At 38.6% G+C, this 15,525-nt stretch carries 12 protein-coding genes and 1 pseudogene; 2 read left to right on the top strand and 11 right to left on the bottom strand.

Features of this window, described 5'->3' with window-relative positions:
* A partial coding sequence (locus tag A37Q_RS15815) for an IS1 family transposase (RefSeq protein ID WP_018299231.1) occupies positions 1-162 on the top strand: 162 nt, incomplete at its 5' end.
* A gap of 29 nt (positions 163-191) precedes the next feature.
* Here A37Q_RS15815 and A37Q_RS0105250 read toward each other — a convergent pair.
* The 4 genes from A37Q_RS0105250 to pheS all read right to left on the bottom strand — a co-directional run bounded on the left by A37Q_RS0105250 (position 192) and on the right by pheS (position 5,406).
* Complete coding sequence (locus A37Q_RS0105250) at positions 192-812, bottom strand: hypothetical protein (RefSeq protein WP_018299232.1); 621 nt, start codon at positions 810-812, stop codon at positions 192-194.
* 50 nt (positions 813-862) lie between these two features.
* Entirely contained in the window at positions 863-1,504 is a 642-nt protein-coding gene (locus A37Q_RS0105255; RefSeq protein WP_018299233.1) for a hypothetical protein, read from the bottom strand.
* A 433-nt stretch (positions 1,505-1,937) separates the two neighbouring features.
* On the bottom strand, positions 1,938-4,325 hold the full coding sequence (gene pheT / locus A37Q_RS0105260; RefSeq protein ID WP_018299235.1) for a phenylalanine--tRNA ligase subunit beta: 2,388 nt from the start codon (positions 4,323-4,325) through the stop codon (positions 1,938-1,940).
* A gap of 67 nt (positions 4,326-4,392) precedes the next feature.
* The gene (pheS, locus tag A37Q_RS0105265; RefSeq protein ID WP_026196539.1) at positions 4,393-5,406 is read right to left on the bottom strand and encodes a phenylalanine--tRNA ligase subunit alpha; all 1,014 of its coding nucleotides are present in this window, start codon (positions 5,404-5,406) and stop codon (positions 4,393-4,395) included.
* A gap of 146 nt (positions 5,407-5,552) precedes the next feature.
* On the opposite strand from pheS, the gene A37Q_RS14675 reads away from it, so the two are divergent.
* Entirely contained in the window at positions 5,553-5,921 is a 369-nt protein-coding gene (locus A37Q_RS14675) for a DUF4870 family protein (RefSeq protein ID WP_018299237.1), read from the top strand.
* On the opposite strand, the gene nadB is transcribed toward A37Q_RS14675, so the two are convergent.
* The 7 genes and pseudogenes from nadB to uvrD all read right to left on the bottom strand — a co-directional run.
* The gene (gene nadB, locus A37Q_RS0105275; protein ID WP_018299238.1) at positions 5,918-7,492 is read right to left on the bottom strand and encodes an L-aspartate oxidase; all 1,575 of its coding nucleotides are present in this window, start codon (positions 7,490-7,492) and stop codon (positions 5,918-5,920) included. The genes A37Q_RS14675 and nadB overlap by 4 nt on opposite strands.
* 97 nt (positions 7,493-7,589) lie before the next feature.
* Complete coding sequence (locus A37Q_RS0105280; protein ID WP_018299239.1) at positions 7,590-8,624, bottom strand: ABC transporter ATP-binding protein; 1,035 nt, start codon at positions 8,622-8,624, stop codon at positions 7,590-7,592.
* A complete protein-coding gene (locus tag A37Q_RS0105285; protein ID WP_018299240.1) occupies positions 8,617-9,585 on the bottom strand; it encodes an oligopeptide/dipeptide ABC transporter ATP-binding protein in 969 nt (322 codons plus the stop codon). Before A37Q_RS0105285 ends, A37Q_RS0105280 begins: the two co-directional genes overlap by 8 nt.
* Positions 9,586-9,593: 8 nt before the next feature.
* On the bottom strand, positions 9,594-10,499 hold the full coding sequence (locus tag A37Q_RS0105290; RefSeq protein ID WP_018299241.1) for an ABC transporter permease subunit: 906 nt from the start codon (positions 10,497-10,499) through the stop codon (positions 9,594-9,596).
* A 12-nt stretch (positions 10,500-10,511) separates the two neighbouring features.
* A complete protein-coding gene (locus A37Q_RS0105295) occupies positions 10,512-11,522 on the bottom strand; it encodes an ABC transporter permease subunit (protein WP_018299242.1) in 1,011 nt (336 codons plus the stop codon).
* Positions 11,523-11,594: 72 nt separating this feature from the next.
* Entirely contained in the window at positions 11,595-13,187 is a 1,593-nt protein-coding gene (locus A37Q_RS0105300) for an ABC transporter substrate-binding protein (protein ID WP_018299243.1), read from the bottom strand.
* 156 nt (positions 13,188-13,343) lie between these two features.
* Positions 13,344-15,521 (bottom strand): annotated as a pseudogene (gene uvrD, locus A37Q_RS0105305) (DNA helicase II); the annotation flags it as partial.
* Between the last annotated feature and the right edge of the window lie 4 nt (positions 15,522-15,525).

Raw genomic sequence — 15,525 nt, forward strand, 5'->3', positions numbered from 1 at the left:
GGGAAGCGAAATACACAAAAGATTGAGCGTAAGTTTCTAACCTTTAGGACAAGGATTAAAAGGCTTGCTAGAAAGAGCATTTGTTTTTCAAAAAGTGAGTTTATGCATGATACTGTGATTGGTCTTTACATCAACCGAGTCGAATGGGGAAGAAACATATAAAAGACAAAGGGAAACACCACCACCTACTCTTATTCTTCAATACCATTGTGTTTATGGCGTTTTGTTAAATGAGGCATATCTATATCAAATCCCTTGCTATCTCCAATAGCAACAGTACGGGTAAAATTAACAACATGACCTTCAACACTTATGCATTCAAGATAGGTTTTGTCATTCCTATTTTTTTTTATATGGCACTCTGGACCACCTATTCTCCATGTATTACTCCCCCCTTCCCCAGTTTGCCCAATTGTGAACTCGGCAAAGCTATTGTATATACCTTGATAATAAAATGAAAAATATCCTTTATAAGCAAAGTTCATCTCATTAGGCAAATCGGGAAAACAGTTATTATTACCACCCACGTATTCCTTAAAAGTATTAGCTACCTTTTCACTATCCTTACGACCAGATCTTAATATTAATGTCTGATCTTTAGTTAACTTATCAACTTCATATCTTATGATATTGGAACACGGTTGATATATAGTGCAACTATAGTCTTCAGGAATAAAACCGAGATTGGTTACGTAATGGAAAGTTATTTTATTATTCCGGAGCGTCGCAGCGTGAACAATTCCAAATACCAGCAGTATAGATAGGCTTACCCTAATGAAAAATTTAATAATTATAGAACTACATGTGAACATTTATCACCCTATTTGTTAATAATAAAATTAACCATTGATCTTTTAAGCTTTTAGCATGCAGGTGAGATGTTTAACTCTTCATCACTCTTGAAGATATCCTCTACTAATATTGTGGAAACACTATCTGCACTTCGTATAAATCTAATATCATATAAAATACCTTCTTGGTCACTACCTTTACAGACAACACCATTAAGACCCTCACCCAGAATAGCGCCACAATGCTTACCTCCAAACCACCAATTGTTTTTGGCACTAGCATGACCCTGAGCTAATACTATATCCTTAAATGTCAGAGAATGGTCATGAAAAGTGAGATGGAGGTCTACGAGAAAAGCAAAATTCAACTCGCTTGGATCATGGTTATAAACGGTATTGCTTGGAGTTATAGTCTCATTAAACCATTTGGCGACATCTTTAGTGCCATGCCGACCCACTCTAAAGATAGCCTCACCATCTTTAACAGGGACTGTACTGCCTGATGAATACTTCCTCTCCTTATCCTCTTGCCCTTCAGAGATTTTCACTTCTTTTATAGTGATTTTTCCGTCAACATAATCCTCCATCTTCATATGCGTACTATCCACCTGATAATACGTCATAAAACTGATCTTATTATTATGCGCCCCACTATAAGCATCAGTAACAATTAACAATGATAAAATAATACTTAAAAATTTTATCCTGCTCATAAATCTCTTTATTTTTTGCGTCATATATTCTCTCGTTTTTAGATTAAAATTAAAACAGAAGATTATAAATGAAAAATTGCGTAGAAATAGCGTAAATTTACGCAACAAAGAACTATTGGTATTTCATATTCTTAGTCATATACGCAAACCTATTATTAAACTACCAACTTGCATAAGGTACAAAAATAATTGACATACCTTTCATGACAATATTCAAATACTTAATACTTTTTTTATGGCTCAATTCCACTTTTATCTGCATGCCAAGCTACACGAATTTTAACATCCCATCTTAAACATGCTCACGTAAAAATTTACCAAGGTGAAATTATACGTCTCTTGTCAAGCTATCCTAGCTTAATCGCAACATTTAAGTTTTACTAGTATGAAAATTTGTGTGTAACCAACTTGACTCTTTATTTGCATTTATACATTAAGAACGTATCTCACCACCAACATCAGCTTTAACTTGCTTAATAATAGTATCCATCCACGCATTAATCTCCGTATCAGTTAAGGTTTTTTCAAGCCATTGAAAAGTCAAATTAAGCGCAATACTCTTATTTTCATGACCAATACTCTCCCCTTCATAAAGGTCAAATACCTCCACCTTTTTAAGCGCACTTAATTCGCTTGCTTTCACTGAAGCAACAAGCGCATCAACGCTTATCTTACGATCAACCACAAAAGCAATATCACGATTCACTGATGGGAACTTAGAAACTGGCTCAAACTGGGTTGCATCTTTGTTTTCAATTTCTGCCAAATCAAGTTCAAAGACAACAGGTGCTTTTGATTTGATATTCATCTGTTTAAGAATATGCGGATGGAGTACACCGATCACGCCAATTTTTTTATTTTGATGATAAATATAAGCAGATTGTCCCGGGTGCAGCCATGGTAAATCATCACAAACATCAAAGCGATAGGATTTTCTAGTTAATGCTAACAGTGCCTCAACATCTGATTTCACATAATAAAAGTCACTTACACTTTTCTCTTTCCAATTTGGTGTTGTCAGTGGACCATAGGCTAAACCTGCAATTTTTGCAATTTCATTAAAAGGTGAGTCTTTGATACTGCTATCATTATGCTCATAAAAGCAAACACCTTCCTCAAACAGTCTAACTCTTGATTGCTGCCTATTTAAATTATTTTTAAAGCTTAAAAGAATCCCAGGAATCAAACTTTGGCGCATCACTGATAAATCTTGAGAAATTGGATTTTGAAGAGAAATACCAGCAACATCAAAGAATATTTCATCTAGCTTTGGATCAATAAAGCTGTAATTAATGCTTTCATAATAGCCTCGATTAACCAACACAGACTTCAGTGTATGCTTAATTAGCTTTTTCTCAGAGACTTCCTTTTTAACACTTTGCAGTTTTGGTAACGTGAAGGGAATATTCTGATAGCCATACACACGACCCACCTCTTCAATTAAATCTTCCTCAATCGCCATATCAAAGCGATAAGAAGGAGCGCTCACTTGCCAAGCGCCATCGTTTAATCGATTAAAGCGCATATTCAGTCGCATTAACACATTCTCAATGAATGCCTCATCTACTTTAATGCCCAATAAACGATTTGTTTTCTCTAGGGTTAATGTAATCTCAGTTGCCTTCTCACTCCATAACTTACATGCGCTAACAGGCCCTACACTACCACCGGCAATCTCAAGGATAAGCTGAGTGGCATATTCAATTGCCTTTTCAGCAAGCTTTGGATCAACGCCACGTTCATAGCGATGTGATGAGTCAGTATGTAGCCCATACCCTCTTGCTTTCCCAGCGATATCACTTGGTGTAAAAAATGCACTTTCTAAAAAGATATTCGTGGTTTTTCCAGATTGAACTGAACTTTCAAGCCCACCCATAATGCCGGCCATTGCTAGCGCTTTTTTATCATCTGCAATAACTAGCGTATCTTTTTTTAAGACAACCTGATTCTCATCCAATAAGGTCAATTTTTCGTTTTCATTTGCCATTCTTACTTGAATATCACCATCAAGCACATCAAAATCAAAGGCATGCATTGGTTGGCCAATTTCTAATAGTATATAATTGGTGATATCAACAATCACTGAGATAGACCTTAAACCTGAACGTCTTAAACGCTCTTTCATCCAAATTGGCGTCTGTGCCTTCGTATCGACATTTTTAATAACACGACCATAGTAAATCGGGCAGGCATTTTGCGCTTTGATTTGAATCTCTTTTTTATCTTTAATCTGAGGATGAACTGTTTTAAATTCAAATGTCTTACAATGACTATCACTTAGCGCAGCTACTTCTCTTGCAATGCCATAAACACTCAAACAATCAGCCCTATTGGGTGTTAAATCCACTTCAATACTAACATCATTAAGCTGTAAATAGGCGCGTATATCCTGACCAACAGGTGCATCATTTGGAAGTATCATAAGTCCATTTGACTCATCTGAAATACCAAGCTCTTTTTCAGAACAAAGCATACCAAATGACTCTTGCCCTCTAAGCTTACTTTTTTTGATTTTAAAATCGCCCGGCAAAACGGCACCAATTAACGCTGTTGGCGCCTTCATTCCAACAAACACATTGGGAGCGCCACACACAATTGTGACAATTTCCGTGCCAATATCCACCTGACAAACATTGAGTTTATCTGCATCTGGGTGCTTAATCATTGACTGTATTTCACCGATAACCACTTTAGTGAAACTTGCACTAACCGGTTCCACAGCATCCACTTCAAGCCCAGCAGCTGTAAGCTTTTCAGATAACTCATCCGCATCAAATTGATGCTCTAAATACTGATTCAACCATAATTGGCTAAATTTCATAACTCTTCCTCAAATAAATCTATCTTAATTTACACTGATGACAATAACTTACTCATTGATATATCAATTAAAACTGCTTTAAAAAGCGTAAATCATTCTCAAAAAACAGTCGTAAATCACTAATACCATAGCGAAGCATTGCTAAGCGCTCTACCCCCATTCCCATTGCAAAGCCTTGATATTTTTTTGAATCAATACCACCTGCTTCTAATACATTTGGATGCACCATGCCACAACCCAATACTTCAAGCCACCCTGTTTGCTTACAAACTCGACAGCCTTTTCCATTACACATTACACACTCCATATCCGCCTCAGCCGATGGCTCTGTAAATGGGAAGTAAGAAGGTCTAAAGCGCATTTTTAAATCTTTCTCAAAAAATGCACTTAAAAATGCCTGAAGCATTCCTTTTAAATCAGCAAATGACACATCTTCATCAACCCAAAGCCCTTCAACCTGATGGAACATAGGTGAGTGTGTCATATCGGAGTCACAACGATATACTCTGCCAGGGGCAATCATTCTGATAGGAGGCGCTTGTTTTTTCATGGTGCGAATCTGCACACCTGATGTATGTGTCCTTAAAACCGAATTGGGGTTAAAGTAGAATGTATCATGCATGGCTCTGGCTGGATGATGAGAGGGAATGTTAAGCGCCTCAAAATTATGATAATCATCTTCAATCTCAGGACCATGTTCAATACTAAAGCCCATTTCAGTAAAAAACTGCTCAATGCGCTGTAATGTTTTACTCACAGGATGAATATGTCCTTGAACTTGTCCAACCCCCGGCAAGGTAATATCGATTTTTTCCTTTGCCAATCGCTCACTTAACTCTTTGGCATCAATCGCCTCTAAGCGCGCATTAATTGCACTTTGTAAATCGTCTTTTGCAACATTCACAGCTTGCCCAAGCTTTGGTTTCTCCTCTTTAGGAAGCTTCCCAAGCTCTTTCATTATAGCGGTTAGCTTGCCTTTTTTGCCCAAATATTGGACACGAATTTGATCTAGATCTTGTCTATTTAATGTCTTTTCAACTTCAGCCAATGCTTCAGATCGAATCTCTTCAACAATCTGCATTCTTTTTACCATTATCAATTCATGGGCAACATTATATACCAATCATAAAGAAATAAACACAGCTTTGCTATAAGCACTTAATGATCTTATTTAAGTTGTTTATACTATCTGTGAATTGAATAAATATAGAACATCAAAGGATAAAAATGAAAGATCAAACACTTGCTAGAATTGTATATATTCTTTATTTTTTCGCTTTTTTTACCGGACTTTTGGCTATTATCGGCGTTATTATTGCTTATGTAAAACGAAACTCCCCTGACACACCACTTTGGTTAAGAACTCACTTTCAATTTCAAATTAAAACGTTCTGGTATGGTGTTGCTTACCTACTTATTGCTATTTTACTCTCTATTATCTTAATTGGATGGCTTGTATATATCTGGGGCATCATCTGGCTATTTACCCGCGGGATAAAGGGCTTAATTGCAATTAACCATCAAGGCATGGTCACAGGCAAAGATGGCTTTTGGGGGCTTGGAGAATTTGATACCGTTCAAGTCATGAGAAATTAGAGCGATTTAGCTGGTCGAATGATTGTCGGTTTTAGATAACGCTTATCTTTATGCTTATAATCTAAAGTATAATGCAGCCCTCTACTTTCTTTTCTCCTTTTGGCAGACTCAACCATCAACTCGGCAACCAACACTAAATTTCTAAGCTCGAGCAAATCTGAAGTAATCGTAAAATCCGAATAATACTCAAATACTTCTTGTCGTAATAAATTAATTCTATTTGATGCGCGGGCAAGACGTTTATTGCTTCTTACAATACCCATAAAATCCCACATAAAACGCCTGAGCTCTTTCCAATTATGGTGGATAAAAACCTCCTCCTCAGAGTCTTCTACCAAAGCATCATCCCACTTGGGTAAGTCTCTCTCCAGCGTCCAGTTATCAAGCTGATTTGTTATATCTTCAGCTGCTGCTTTAGCATAGACTAGGCATTCCAAAAGCGAGTTACTTGCCATGCGATTGGCACCATGAAGACCAGTATAGGTTACCTCACCTGCTGCATACAGGCCTGTAATATCTGTTCTTGCACGCTGATCAACCATCACACCACCGCAGGTATAATGCGCTGCCGGAACAACTGGAATTTGATCTTTTGTAAGATCAAACCCGTATTTTAACAGTGATTGATAAATCATTGGAAAATGCGAAGTAATAAATGCTTTAGATTTATGTCGCATGTCTAAATAAACACACTCAAGACCATATTTTTTCATCTGAAAATCAATTGCACGGGCAACAATATCGCGCGGGGCAAGCTCTGCCCTTGAATCAATCTCTAACATAAAGCGCTTATTATTGGCAATTAAATAAGCCCCTTCTCCCCTTAATGCCTCACTTAATAAAAAAGAGCCTGCTTTGGGATGATAAAGACAAGTAGGATGAAATTGATTAAACTCTAAATTGGCAACTTTACAGCCAGCACGATAGGCAATAGCGATTCCATCACCACTAGAGACAACTGGATTGGTAGAGTATTGATAAACACGAGAGGCGCCGCCTGTTGCCAAAATAGTCGCTTTTGCAGCAAAAGTCTCTACTTTTTTTGTCTTGATATTAAGCACATATGCACCCACACACTTTCTTTGATGGCAAATTAAATCCACTACATTATAGTGCTCATAGATGCTGATGTTTTTATGCGCTTTTGCCAGTGATACCAAGGTTGTTTGCACCTCTTTTCCAGTGGCATCCGCTGCATGCAAAATCCTGCGATAGGAGTGCCCACCTTCTTGCGTTAAATGATAGGTGCTGTTATCACTACTATCAACGGTAAAGCTTACCCCTTGAGAAATAAGCCATTCAATACCCTCTTTTGCATGTTCAACAGTAAAGCGTACCGCTTTTTCATCACATAGACCATCTCCAGCAATAAGGGTATCTTGTATATGCGACTCCAAAGAGTCACCCTCATCCATGACAGCGGCAATTCCCCCTTGGGCATACAAACTGGATCCCTCGCCCAAGGTGGATTTACATAAAATGGTAACTTTTGCCTTTTCAGCCAACTCTAATGCCGCTGTTAATCCAGCAGTACCAGCGCCAATAATTAACACATCTGTATGATGTTCCATAAAATAGATAAAGTATTATACAACTTCTGATTGTCTGCTAATTATAATCAACTTAAACGCTTATAGGCAGCTATATTTTTCTTTCAATACTTTACTTTTAAGCAAAATGGCATGCAACCAAGTGTTTTTTATCTTTTTCCTGTAAATCAGGCATTGTATTTTCACATAGTCCTTTTGCAAATGGACAACGTGTATGAAACGCACAACCTGCTGGTGGATTTAAAGGTGATGGAAGTTCGCCTTGCAAACGAATTCTCTCTTTTCCAACGGCTTTCGCTTCCAAGGTTGGTACACTGGATAAAAGTGCTTTGGTATAGGGATGCTTTGGCGCATCAAATAAATCTTTAGTATTAGCCTGTTCTACCACTTTACCCAAATACATGACAATCACTTCATGAGCAATATGACGGACGACAGACAAATCATGAGAGATAAAAATATAGCTTAGCTTGTGCTTTAACTGCAAATCCATCATTAAATTTAACACCTGTGCCTGTACGGAAACATCAAGTGCCGAGACAGGCTCATCTGCAACGATAATATCTGGCGATAACATAAGACTTCTGGCAATCACTATTCGCTGGCGCTGCCCGCCTGAGAACATATGCGGATAGCGACTGTAGTGCTCTTTTTTTAAGCCCACAGTTGCTAGCATACTTAAGGCACGCGCTTTACGTTCTGACTTGGTTAATTTGGTATTAATCAACAAAGGCTCTTCTAAAATAGTGCCTATTTTCTTCCTTGGATTCAGCGCCGCATAAGGGTTTTGAAAAATCATCTGAATCTTTTGGCGTATTTCCTTTTTTTCATGCTTTGTCATTTGACTCAGTATCTGACCTTTATAACGCAAAACGCCTGAGGTTGGCTCCTCTATCATTGTCAAACTTTTTGCCAAGGTAGACTTTCCGCAACCCGACTCACCCACAACAGCAAGTGTTTTTCCTCTTTTTGCTTCAAAAGACACACCATCTAAAGCCTTAACCACATTTGCATTTTTAAAGAGTGAACGAGCGCCCTGATAGTGACGCTTTACATTTTCAGCCGAAAGCACTATTTCACTGTCACTAAACCCTTCAACTCCAGCTGTATCATCTGCTGTATTTTTTATTTGAGATAGAATTGTATCACTCATAAACAGGGCTCCCATAGTGATTAAGCGGGAAGTGGCATAGCACTTCTCTGGCATCTTGTGTTTTTAGCTCCGGCTTTCTTTGGCATTCTAAATTTGCATACTGGCACCTAGGTGAAAACAAACATCCATTTGGTCGATCATTTGCACCTGGCACAACCCCTTCAAGTGCATATAAGCGCTTTCCACTTTCACCAAACTCTGGTAACGATCTTAAAAGTGCTTGAGTATAAGGGTGCTTTGGCGTATGAAAAACTTCATCAACAGATCCAGATTCAACCACTTTACCTGCATACATCACAACAATTTTATCTGCCACCTCGGACACCAGTGCTAAATCGTGTGTAATAAGGATCATTCCCATCTGGTATTGTTTTTGCAGCGTTAATAAAAGCTCTATCACCTGCGCCTGAATAGTAACATCAAGTGCCGTTGTTGGCTCATCTGCAATAAGAAGCTTAGGCTTACAGGCCAATGCCATTGCAATCATAACCCGTTGGCACATTCCTCCTGAAAGCTGATGTGGGTAGTTATCGATACGTTTTTTGGGATCAGGAATCCCCACTGTTTCTAATAAATGCAAAGCCTTTTCTTTGGCCTTTTTCTTTGTTATTTTTTCATGCGTTGTTAATGCTTCAACAATCTGCGCACCCACGCTATAGCATGGATTTAAACTTGTCAGCGCATCTTGAAAAATCATTGAAATATCCTTTCCCATCATCTCTCTTCGCTTTTTAGATGAGAGGCTAAGCATATCTTTTTTATCCAAATGAAACGCTTCAAATTCAACATTCGCCTGTGTATCTAAAAGCCCCATCATTGCCATGGACATAACACTTTTGCCAGAACCTGACTCGCCAACAACACCAACTACTTCCCCTTCTGAAACAGATAGTGAAAGCTGATCTACCGCCTTAAATGCATTAAAGCTTACCGATAAATTATTTACATTTAATAGTGTCATCTTTCCCCCTATTGCTTTTTCAATTTAGGATCTAATGCATCTCTTAAACCATCACCCATCAGATTAAATGCGATAACCGTCAATAAAATCAACACTCCCGGGAAAGTTACCACCCACCAAGCGCTTTGAATATAGCGCCTAGCATCTGCAAGCATACTCCCCCACTCAGGAGTGGGTGGCTGAGCACCAAAGCCAAGAAACCCAAGTGCAGCCATATCTAATATTGCACTTGAGAATCCGAGCGTTGCCTGCACAATAAGTGGCGCCAAACAGTTAGGCAAAATACTGATGAACATGAGTCTTAACATACCCGCTCCCGCCATTTTGGAGGAAGTAACATAATCACGCGATTTTTCGGCAACAACCGCGGCACGCGTTAGACGAATATAGTGCGGAATAGAAACAATCGCAATTGAAATGACCGCATTAATTAAGCTTGGCCCCAAAACGGCAACAATCGCAATAGCTAATAATAAACTTGGGACCGCCAACATAATATCAGCAACTCTCATAATAACACTCTCGAGCTTACCTCTTACAAAGCCGGCAAAAAGCCCAAGTGTTACCCCACAAAAAGCAGCAACAATAACAACCATTAAGCCAATTAATAGTGACATTCTTGCTCCATAAATCAATCTTGATAGGATATCTCTGCCCACCGAATCTGTGCCTAGAATAAACTGCCAACTACCACCCTCACTCCACACAGGTGGCATTAAAATAGCATCACGATATTGCATTGTTGGTGAATGTGGTGCAATAACCCCTGCAAATATTGCTGATAAAATAAGTATACAGATAAAAACAAGTCCAATCAGCGCACCTTTATTTTTAATAAAGTGCTGCCAACATTCTTTTAAAGGACCAACTGGAGCTACTTCTGTAGCACTGTCTAATACTAATGTTTGCGCCATAACTACCTCTTATCAGTGTTGATGGTGAATACGCGGATTAATTATTCCATAAGTAATATCCACTAACGCATTAATTAAAATAATGATCGTCGCAACGATTAAAATTCCGCCTTGAACAACAGGATAATCTCTTCGTTGAATCGACTCTATTAGCCACTTACCAATCCCCGGCCATGAAAATATTGTCTCTGTCAAAATGGCACCTGCCATCAAAACACCGACTTGAAGCCCAATAACTGTGACAACGGGAATAAGTGCGTTTCTAAGTGCGTGAATAACGATAACGCGCCAAGGGGCAATCCCTTTTGCTCTGGCGGCACGGATATAATCTTCTTCCAACACCTCAAGCATAGAAGAGCGTGTCATTCTTGCAATAACGGCAAGTGGAATGGTACCAAGCACGATAGCAGGTAAGATAAGATGATGCAACGCAGAGTAAAAGGCACTTATATCCCCTGCTAATAAAGTGTCAATTAACATAAACCCTGTCACTTCATCAATCCAATATTCTGCACCTATTCTGCCTGAAACAGGCGTAATGCCAAGTTGTACTGAAAAAAGCAATATTAACAAAAGTGCCCACCAGAAAATTGGCATTGAGTAACCAGCCAAGGAAACACCCATAACACCATGATCTAGGATAGAGCCTCGTTTCATTGCTGCAATAATCCCTAATGGTAAACCAATTACCACTGCAAAGATAATCGCTAACAAAGAGAGCTCTACCGTTGCAGGAAAAAGTATTGAAAACTCTTTAATCACCGGGGTATTTGTGACAATTGATTTACCTAAATCACCATGAAGCAATCCCCATAGATATTTAAAATATTGAACAACAAGTGGCTGATCCAAGCCTAATTGCGCCATCATTTGTGCATGGCGCACAGGATCTAGCCCCCTCTCTCCTGCCATAATTTCAACAGGGTCACCCGGGATAAGATGCACTAATATAAAAGTTAATAAGGTAATACCTAAAAACGTTGGAATAATTAATGCAAACTTACGAAGTACAAATTTGATCATGCATGATCTCCCTTGCAAAGCTAACTTATGGACTCAAAAACATAAATCCATCCTATAAAAGTGCTAATAAACCTAGTTTACGCTGACTGATTTAAATTGATGCGTCCCTAAAGGATCAACGATATAACCATGCACTTTATTGCTGACAGGCACATAAGTTCTAGCATGAGCAATCGTTACCCAAGGCGCTTGTTCTTTAAAAACAACCTGTGCCTTTTTATAGAGCTTTGTTCTCTCACCCTGATCTGATAACCTCTTGGCTTTAGCAATCAGTGCATCAAATTCCTTATTACACCATTTTGCATAATTGGCTCCTTTCACGGCATCACAGCTTAATAACACTGATAGGAAATTATCTGGATCACCATTATCCCCTGTCCAGCCAAGCAAAATAGTATCATGCTCTCCCTTTTGTGCTCTATTGAGATACTCTCCCCACTCATAGCTGACAATTTTTGCCTTCACACCAATTTTTTCCCAATCTGCCTGAATAATCTCTGCCATTTTTCTTGCATCTGGATTATATGGTCGCTGCACCGGCATCGCCCATATCGTTGTTGTAAAGCCATTTTCATAACCTGCCTCAGCTAACAGCGCCTTGGCTTTTTCTATATCATAGGGATAATCTTTAACCTCATCATTATACGACCACATTGTCGGTGGAATCGGATTTTTTGCGATAGTCGCCTTATTATCAAACACTGCTTTTATAATTGCCGCTTTATCAATGGCCATGTTCAGCGCTTGTCTGACTTTAATATTATCAAATGGTTTTTTCTGAACATTAAAAGCCAAATAGCCAACATTCAACCCCTCTTTTTGCATAACATGAATGGATTTATTTTTCTCCATCAATGCGATATCAGATGGATTTGGAAATGGCATCACCTGACACTCGCCAGATTGTATCTTGGCATAACGCACAGAAGCATCTGGTGTAATAGCAAAAATAAGCCTACTTATCTTTGGTACCCCTCCCCAATAATGCTTATTTGCCATATAACGGATTGTTGCATCTTTACGATATTGAAATAACTGGAATGGACCTGTTCCAACAGGCGTTTGATCAAGCTTCTCTGGCGTTCCATTTTTTAAATACTCTTGAGCTTGCTCTGCTGAAAAGATAGAGGCAAAATCCATCGCCAGATTTGCGATAAATGGTGCTTCAGCATGATTTAACTCAAAGCGAACCGTATAATCATTCACCCGATCTATTTTCTTAATGAGCGAGCCCATGCCCATGCTATTAAAATACTCATAATTTCCACCTGAAATCTTGTGATAAGGATTATTGACATCAAGCTGACGCTCAAAACTAAAAATAACATCATCTGCATTGAAATTTCGGGTTGACTTGAAGTCTTTTGTGCTATTAAATTGTACATTTTTTCGTAAATAAAACGTGTATGTCTTGCCATCTTTTGATACTTCCCAGCGCTCTGCTAATCCCGGTTCAACCTCTGTTGTTCCAAGTTTAAACTCAACCAATCGATTAAACAGCGTCTTGGATGCTGCATCAAAGGTTGTGCCCGTTGTAAAAAGCGCAGGATTGAATCCCTCAGGGGATGCTTCTGAACAATAGACAAGTGTTTTATTTGCTTCAGCAGCATTCATTGCTAATGCAAAAAATGCTGACAATTTAATGCCATTAATGATACGTTTCATATATTTTGCTCCCTCCTCATTGAATGAATCTGTGTAATCACAGCTCATGATTGTTGTAAAATTATCTACAACAAACTCAAAAATTAACGGGATTTTGCTATAAAATAAATAAATAATCGTAGAAAAATAACGAAAGAAAAATTAATGCAGCACAAACTACAGCTTCGAGAGCTTTGCCATTTTAGCCAGCAGCACCTTTTTACCACCGCCTGCTTTAAAGTCGATATGATAAAGGCGCTCATCACCTTCACCTTCAGATTTAAGAAAAACACCAATACCAAACTTAGTATGATTGACAAAATCACCTGTTTTAAATGCTGAATCCGGCGTATTCTTTTTAAGAAACTCAAAAGGCGAGATCCCAAAAGATGGCGTTTCACTTTTTTTCACACTTGTTCTCACGCTCTTAATATAATCATCTGGAATCTCATGTAAAAAGCGTGATTTAATTTGATAGTTTATATCCCCATACTGATGGCGCACTTTACTATAACTTAAAGTCAGCTTTGCCATTGCCCGAGTAATTCCGACATAGCAAAGACGTCTTTCTTCTGCAAGCTTCTTAGGAGAGTCAATCGACCTTGAAGAAGGGAAAAGCCCATCCTCCAGTCCTGTCATAAACACATAGGGAAACTCAAGTCCTTTTGCACTATGAAGCGTCATCATTTGAACACTATCTATATTTTCATCTGCCTGCATTTCTCCTGATTCCAAAACAGCAAATGATAAAAACTCCAAAAGGCGTGCTTCATTTGTCTCAACATCTTCGACAGGGGGAATAAATTCGCTTGCAGCATTCACAAGCTCTTTTAAGTTCTCAAGCTTTTGCTGAGATTTCTCAGATTTCCCTGCTTCATATGATCGAAGTAATCCAGATTTTTCAAGCACCAGTCGCATAAGATCTTCCAGCGTCAGTGTATCAATATATTCACTTAACTCCTCAATCATATTGATAAACTCACTAAGTGCTTTAAGTGCACGACTAGAGAGCAACTTTCTTTCAATCACGGCCTTAGCTGCATGCCATAATGATAAATCATAATCAGCAGCATAATCACGAATAACTTCCAAAGTCTTGGCACCAATGCCACGAGTTGGGGTATTTATAATGCGCTCAAAAGCAAGGTTATCACTTTTTAGCGCCATTAAGCGTAAATAGGCCAATGCATCTTTAATTTCAGCTCGATCAAAAAATCGCACTCCGCCATAAATCCGATAAGGAACTCCCTCTTTTAATAACGCCTCCTCTATAACACGTGACTGCGCATTTGAGCGATATAAAATAGCTATATCTTTCAATGTCAAATGCTCATTTTTCCATAAGTTGTATATCCTTCCTGCAATAAAATCGGCCTCATCACGTTCATTGAAGGCCTCATAAAAGGCAATTTGCTCCCCTCTTTCTTTTTCAGACCATAGCGTTTTACCCATGCGATCGATATTATTAGTAATAACAGCATTTGCAGCATCAAGAATAATCTGTGTTGAGCGGTAATTCTGCTCTAAGCGGATCACTTCAACTTCACCAAAATCATCGATAAACTTTTGAATATTTTCAACTTTAGCACCACGCCAGCCATAGATAGACTGGTCATCATCGCCTACAGCCATAACGGTATTATCACCAGAGTAAAGCTTCTCAAGCCACTTATATTGTATTGTATTTGTATCTTGAAACTCATCAATCAAGATATATTGAAAGCGCTTTTGATAATAGGATCTCAGCACTTCATTATGTGTAAGCAGCTCGTTGGCACATAATAATAAATCCGCAAAATCAAGTGCGTTATCCGCTTTTAATCTTAACTCATAGGCTTGGTATAATCTAATGACTTCTTGATCAACACTTTTATCATTTAGACTCTCAGCACGAACCCCTTCATCCTTTTTAGCATTAATATAATGTTGAAGATATTTAGGCGCATAAAGCCTGTCATCCAAGTTTAAATGTGCAACAAGGCGCTTTATCATTTGCAACTGATCATCTTGATCTAACACTTTAAAATGCCGATCAAACCCAAGCTCTTGTGCATGTTGGCGTAACAATCTATGAGCTATTCCATGAAAAGTACCAAGCCACATTCCCCTCGTCGAATAGCCCAAAAGCTGCTCAACTCTTTCGCGCATTTCTCTGGCAGCCTTATTGGTAAATGTCACCGCTAGAATAGATTGTGGTGAGATACGTTGCTTTTGACATAAATGCGCAATACGACTTGTTAATACGCGTGTTTTCCCACTTCCAGCGCCTGCCAAAATAAGCGCATTTTTATTGGGTAGCAATACCGCTTTTTGTTGAAATTCATTTAACATATAACAGACTCGAGAAGTTGATGTTCAA

Source organism: Fangia hongkongensis FSC776 = DSM 21703, from assembly GCF_000379445.1.
Classification (GTDB): Bacteria; Pseudomonadota; Gammaproteobacteria; order Francisellales; family Francisellaceae; genus Fangia; species Fangia hongkongensis.

Coding starts and splice junctions, on each gene's coding strand:
- pheS (WP_026196539.1), bottom strand. CDS start 5,406: ATGCAGATTGTTGAAGAGATTCGATCTGAAGCATTGGCTGAAGTTGAA.
- pheT (WP_018299235.1), bottom strand. CDS start 4,325: ATGAAATTTAGCCAATTATGGTTGAATCAGTATTTAGAGCATCAATTT.
- nadB (WP_018299238.1), bottom strand. CDS start 7,492: ATGGAACATCATACAGATGTGTTAATTATTGGCGCTGGTACTGCTGGA.
- A37Q_RS0105290 (WP_018299241.1), bottom strand. CDS start 10,499: ATGGCGCAAACATTAGTATTAGACAGTGCTACAGAAGTAGCTCCAGTT.
- A37Q_RS0105285 (WP_018299240.1), bottom strand. CDS start 9,585: ATGACACTATTAAATGTAAATAATTTATCGGTAAGCTTTAATGCATTT.
- A37Q_RS0105300 (WP_018299243.1), bottom strand. CDS start 13,187: ATGAAACGTATCATTAATGGCATTAAATTGTCAGCATTTTTTGCATTA.
- A37Q_RS0105280 (WP_018299239.1), bottom strand. CDS start 8,624: ATGAGTGATACAATTCTATCTCAAATAAAAAATACAGCAGATGATACA.
- A37Q_RS0105255 (WP_018299233.1), bottom strand. CDS start 1,504: ATGAGCAGGATAAAATTTTTAAGTATTATTTTATCATTGTTAATTGTT.
- A37Q_RS0105295 (WP_018299242.1), bottom strand. CDS start 11,522: ATGATCAAATTTGTACTTCGTAAGTTTGCATTAATTATTCCAACGTTT.
- A37Q_RS14675 (WP_018299237.1), top strand. CDS start 5,553: ATGAAAGATCAAACACTTGCTAGAATTGTATATATTCTTTATTTTTTC.
- A37Q_RS0105250 (WP_018299232.1), bottom strand. CDS start 812: ATGTTCACATGTAGTTCTATAATTATTAAATTTTTCATTAGGGTAAGC.